Source organism: Vibrio sp. 10N.222.55.C6 (assembly GCF_041473395.1).
GTDB lineage: Bacteria > Pseudomonadota > Gammaproteobacteria > Enterobacterales > Vibrionaceae > Vibrio > Vibrio crassostreae_C.
The window spans coordinates 318,879-323,838 of the sequence record NZ_JBFRSD010000004.1 but is presented as its reverse complement, the minus strand read 5'-3'; the positions used below and the strand labels follow the sequence as shown (position 1 = coordinate 323,838).

Annotated in this window: 2 protein-coding genes and 9 tRNA genes; 1 reads left to right on the top strand and 10 read right to left on the bottom strand. The window is 42.0% G+C overall.

The window, feature by feature from the left end:
- The first annotated feature begins 947 nt into the window (after positions 1-947).
- Positions 948-1,343, top strand: coding sequence for a DUF2391 family protein (locus tag AB4486_RS05715; RefSeq protein ID WP_017060180.1), 396 nt, complete (start codon positions 948-950; stop codon positions 1,341-1,343).
- A gap of 344 nt (positions 1,344-1,687) precedes the next feature.
- Here the strand turns inward: AB4486_RS05715 and AB4486_RS05710 are convergent.
- The 10 genes from AB4486_RS05710 to AB4486_RS05665 all read right to left on the bottom strand — a co-directional run bounded on the left by AB4486_RS05710 (position 1,688) and on the right by AB4486_RS05665 (position 4,893).
- Positions 1,688-1,763 (bottom strand) — tRNA-Asn (locus AB4486_RS05710).
- A gap of 29 nt (positions 1,764-1,792) precedes the next feature.
- Positions 1,793-1,868 (bottom strand) — tRNA-Thr (locus AB4486_RS05705).
- Between the two features lie 36 nt (positions 1,869-1,904).
- Positions 1,905-1,980: transfer RNA gene (locus AB4486_RS05700), tRNA-Asn, on the bottom strand.
- A gap of 24 nt (positions 1,981-2,004) precedes the next feature.
- Positions 2,005-2,080, bottom strand: a tRNA-Thr gene (locus AB4486_RS05695).
- A 56-nt stretch (positions 2,081-2,136) separates the two neighbouring features.
- A tRNA-Phe gene (locus tag AB4486_RS05690) sits at positions 2,137-2,212 on the bottom strand.
- 235 nt (positions 2,213-2,447) lie between these two features.
- Positions 2,448-4,073, bottom strand: a complete 1,626-nt coding sequence (locus AB4486_RS05685; RefSeq protein WP_017062210.1) for a methyl-accepting chemotaxis protein — start codon at positions 4,071-4,073, stop codon at positions 2,448-2,450.
- A 382-nt stretch (positions 4,074-4,455) separates the two neighbouring features.
- Positions 4,456-4,531 (bottom strand) — tRNA-Asn (locus AB4486_RS05680).
- 56 nt (positions 4,532-4,587) lie between these two features.
- Positions 4,588-4,663, bottom strand: a tRNA-Phe gene (locus tag AB4486_RS05675).
- 7 nt (positions 4,664-4,670) lie between these two features.
- A tRNA-Thr gene (locus AB4486_RS05670) sits at positions 4,671-4,746 on the bottom strand.
- Between the two features lie 71 nt (positions 4,747-4,817).
- Positions 4,818-4,893 (bottom strand) — tRNA-Asn (locus AB4486_RS05665).
- Between the last annotated feature and the right edge of the window lie 67 nt (positions 4,894-4,960).

The following is a 4,960-nucleotide window of genomic DNA, read 5'->3' as shown; positions in this document are numbered from 1 at the left end:
TTTTACTTTAATTGGTATTACACAAAAGATTTTCCCGTAGCCCACAGCTCTTAGCTCAGGTGTTCCCCAAAACCAACTCATGATTAGGACTACATCATTTCTGATTCCAGCTGTGAGGTGACTCGAGCATGATTTCAAACGTATGTAGCTTTAAGTTTAGCATTCAGATACTCGAACCATACGCGCTGTAAGTTAGATTTATGAGACTGAACTGACCCCTTATTAATACTTTGAGTTATAAAAGCCTTACACCCCATCCTAATTACTCTGCGCTGTAGATGTTTCCTTTATTAAGTGAGTGGCTCTCAGTATTAGTTAACAGCCTTTCGTCTACGAAATCTGACTTCTGCTCTATCTGTGAATCTATAGGATACGTGTAATTAGGGCTCTATCATGGAGGCTTCTGCTAAGAGCGCTATAGCCCTTAATGAGTCGACTTAATAGCTCTTATTATACATTCAGCTTAAACCACTCTCGATAGCATCAAGCGCTTTGTTAGAAGCATTTCAAAGGATGGAAGCGGAGTAGATTCAGCTTGAAAGGTGAGAGTTGTTAGGTTGCGTTCCAAAGTGGTGCTGGAGGGATATGTAAGTTAAGACATAGAGTGTCCCTCGTATCCGTATCTACACGTGCAGGGAGGTTCTTCCCCCAACTGATTGTGATGTTCTCTGGTTCTAGGGGATGGTAATTTAGGATGTTTACCGGTCTCTCTTCGATTCTGATGTGTTTGTTGACTCGATATTAATCAGTCGTGTTGACCGTTTTGCTCTGAGCATATTGATTTCTTGCTGGTTAGTTCAAGCTATGTTTTGGTTATTGCGACTAAGATGAAGCTAGAAGGTCACTACTGTTTGCTTAGTAGAAATAAAAATCCCCCAAATCATTGGCGGATAGTTTTGTGATTCTTTTCAGAATTAGATAAAGCCTTAAACCTAATGGGTCGAATTATGAAATTGAGTTTTAACTTTGAAGATGCGAGCCAGATCTTTGTGGGATCTTTTGCCTTGGCCGTGCCGATTTCTTTTTCTGAAGAGGCTTGGAAGTTAGGGGAGACTTTACCTACCGCTAATCTATTGCTGCTATTTTTACTGTCTGCGGTGTTCTTAGGCTTCTATACGTATGAGAGTGTCTTTCAAAAAGATGTTGTTGCTCGGTTGCCGGTGTTTATTTTCAGAATAGTGATTGCTTATGTTATGACGGCATTGGTCGTTGCTTTGGTACTGACTTGCCTGGACAAATTACCTCTATTGAGTGATCCCGTCGTATCGATCAAAAGAGTGATTGTTATTTCAATGCCAGCCTCTATGGGCGCTATTGTAGTGGATAGTTTTGATAAAGAGTAATCTGTGTATCAATTTGGATTGAAGTGTCTTACAGAGCTTTTCAGCGCTTACTTGATTCGTTATTTAGCTTTCTTACCTCCAAACTTAGTATTGATTTTTTCAACCGATCTCCTAGTCAATAAAATGAGTAGCAACGTACTGTGACTGACTCTTACGTGAATGTGTCGTTTGTTGTTGGGAGATTTTGAAGAGCATTAAGTAGCGAAGATTTGTAGCTTTGGAAGGATATAAAAACGGTTGGTTTCTGAATTGAATATGGTATTTGAAAGGTGAGGGTAGTTGTATTAATAAGTTAGGATCTTTAGATGCAAAAAAGCCGCATCAATGATGCGGCTTCTTTTAATTGGCTCCCCTTGCAAGACTTGAACTTGCGACATACGGATTAACAGTCCGCCGTTCTACCAACTGAACTAAAGGGGAATTGATTGTTTAGTCTCTAATCAAGAGAATGGTGCCGACTACCGGAATCGAACTGGTGACCTACTGATTACAAGTCAGTTGCTCTACCTACTGAGCTAAGTCGGCATCATGAATCAAAAAGCTTATGCTTGATGATTAACTTGGCTCCCCTTGCAAGACTTGAACTTGCGACATACGGATTAACAGTCCGCCGTTCTACCAACTGAACTAAAGGGGAATTATTCTTAAAGCTTTAAAGAAATGGTGCCGACTACCGGAGTCGAACTGGTGACCTACTGATTACAAGTCAGTTGCTCTACCTACTGAGCTAAGTCGGCACATAATATTTCTTTGTGCTTTACTGTTGTTGTCTAAGACACCAACAAATAAATTGTGGTGCCCGGAGGCGGAATCGAACCACCGACACGAGGATTTTCAATCCTCTGCTCTACCGACTGAGCTATCCGGGCGACGAGGTGTATTAAACGTGTTTTCGCGTTCTGGGTCAACATTAAATTGCAAAAAAAGTATCGTTTGATGTTTTTCTATACTTAGTGGGTTGTTTTTGCTCATTTGGGGTGAAAAACCTAGGTCTAGCATGCCCTAAAAGATAGTAAAACTACGGTTAACTACACTGAATGGGCGCCGAAATAAAAAAAGCACGTATGAAAACGTGCTTTTTTATTTGAAAATTTTCTAGGGAGTTTAGTGTTTTACTTCAAACCTATTAACCCAAGCTTCTAATTCGTTGGAAAGAGAGGCAAGAGTTTGGGTGCTGTTATGACTTTCTGTTACGACATTGCTCAGTTGGTTACCGCTCTCTTCGATCATATTGATACGCTTCGATATATCATCGCTCACCTGAGTCTGCTCAGCGGCCGCTGTTGCGATTTGATGACTCATTGATGAAATGGACTCTAATGCGACAACAATCTGTTGTAGTGCTTCAGAGGCGTTTTGAGACTCTGTTACGGTGCTTTCACTGGTCGCGGCACACACTTCCATGGTTTGAATTGCGTTGCGAGATCCCTCTTGAAGGTTATTAATCATTAATTGGATTTCTTTTGTGCTCGATTGTGTTCTGCCTGCAAGGTTACGAACCTCATCTGCTACAACAGCAAATCCACGACCTTGTTCGCCAGCTCGAGCTGCTTCAATGGCTGCATTTAGTGCCAATAGGTTAGTTTGCTCCGCTATATCACCAATCACATCCAATACTTTTGCAATGTTGTTTACATCGTTATCTAGGTTAGCGACAGCTTCGCTTGCTGTGCCTAGTTGGCCTGCTAAGCCTTGAATGTTATCTACTGTGTTGTGAATGAGTTGTTGGGTATGCTGGCTCTGTTTGTCGGCCTCGTCGGTGTTGCGCGCGGTATCGCTAGCTGAAGCAGCTACGTTATTGGCTGAAGAGGCCATCTCGGTCATTGCTGTCGCGATCATCTCTGTTGATTGCTGTTGGGTGTCTGTCAGTTGACCAATTGACCCAGCGCGATCTTCTACGCGCTGCAGTTCGCCTCTTAATGCCAGCATTGAAGCGTCAAGGTTTGATACTAGCTCAGCCAATGACTTACTCATTTGTTGTACGGCGTGATAGATACTGCCGTCAATTGCCTGAGTTTCGAAAGAGGTTTGAATTCGACCTTGTGCTACGGCTTGTACTGCTTCTCGTACGTCTTTAGGTTCGCCGCCAAGAAGCGCTAGCATGCGTTTAATGGATACAATTAGGCTCGCCAGAATAAGACCAGCAATCACGACACAAAGGAATAGCTGCCATTGAGCAGTAGACCAAAAACGAGCGTTAACTTCATTGAACCCGATACCAGTGCCGACAACCCAACCCCAATGTGGCGTTTTCTCTGCAATAGACAGTTTTTCTTCAATCGTTCCATCTGGCAGTTTTTGTGTCCAGGTGTACTCAATGATCTCGCCAGTACGATTACCAAGTACTCTTTGGATTAGCTGCCCAACACTATTGCCGTCGCCATCTTTAAAGTCGTTAAAACTGGTTCCGTGCAGTTGAGGATCTAATGGTGTCGCGATAAACGTCATGTTCTCATCGGCTACGTAAACATATTCATTATCTTTATAGATGTTGTTGCGTAGAAGGCGAGTAGCTAGTTGCTTGGCTTGCTCTTCTTCTAGTGTGCCATCAATCGCCATTTTTTCGACTTCAGTAAGAATGCTGTATGCGCTCTTAAACAGCTCTGTTACGCGAGCTTTGTTGTCCATGTTGCTAGCAACTCTTAAGGTCCATAAGCCTGTAGCCGTCAGTGCTAGCAGGGCGATCAAGATGATGCCCGATAATAAGTAAGCTTGCGTTTTTAGTTTCATATTTCCCCGCGCAGCGATTCAATAATTAGTATTAGGTATAATTCATCGAATCTTAATCTAAGTGGTGTAAGGCAGATATTAGAAAGACATCAAAGTATGATAGGGATTAAATTTTCGAAGAAAAAAAAGTAACAGGACTTGGTTCTATTTGTTCTAATGTGAATATTAGCGGGTCATGAACTTTATAAGGCGTTGGTTCTGTTGTAGTGGATATGCTTTATAGAACTTAGAATCAACTGCTGTAGTAAGAGTACTAAAAGGAGATAACTCAATTTATCGAGACTGATTAAGAGTTAGTGAGGAGCTGATGTGTATATTGAATAGAGTTTGTTTTTGTTCAAACGAAAAAAAGCCAAGTCTTTCGACTTGGCTTTCTTGAATGTGGCTCCCCTTGCAAGACTTGAACTTGCGACATACGGATTAACAGTCCGCCGTTCTACCAACTGAACTAAAGGGGAATTATTTGTGTCAACATCAGGTCTATAAAGACCATTATTTGTTAAGCACCAAATAATGGTGCCTCGAGGCGGAATCGAACCACCGACACGCGGATTTTCAATCCGCTGCTCTACCGACTGAGCTATCGAGGCAAAAGAATGGTGCCGACTACCGGAGTCGAACTGGTGACCTACTGATTACAAGTCAGTTGCTCTACCTACTGAGCTAAGTCGGCACACTAAATTCTTTGCTTAAAGAGTTAAACTCTTCAATTAAAACCTCATATAAAATGAAGTCCTTTAAAAATGGCTCCCCTTGCAAGACTTGAACTTGCGACATACGGATTAACAGTCCGCCGTTCTACCAACTGAACTAAAGGGGAATTACTTGTCTCAACATCAGGTCTATAAAGACCATTATTTGTTAAGTACCAAATAATGGTGCCTCGA

Coding starts and splice junctions, on each gene's coding strand:
- AB4486_RS05715 (WP_017060180.1), top strand. CDS start 948: ATGAAATTGAGTTTTAACTTTGAAGATGCGAGCCAGATCTTTGTGGGA.
- AB4486_RS05685 (WP_017062210.1), bottom strand. CDS start 4,073: ATGAAACTAAAAACGCAAGCTTACTTATTATCGGGCATCATCTTGATC.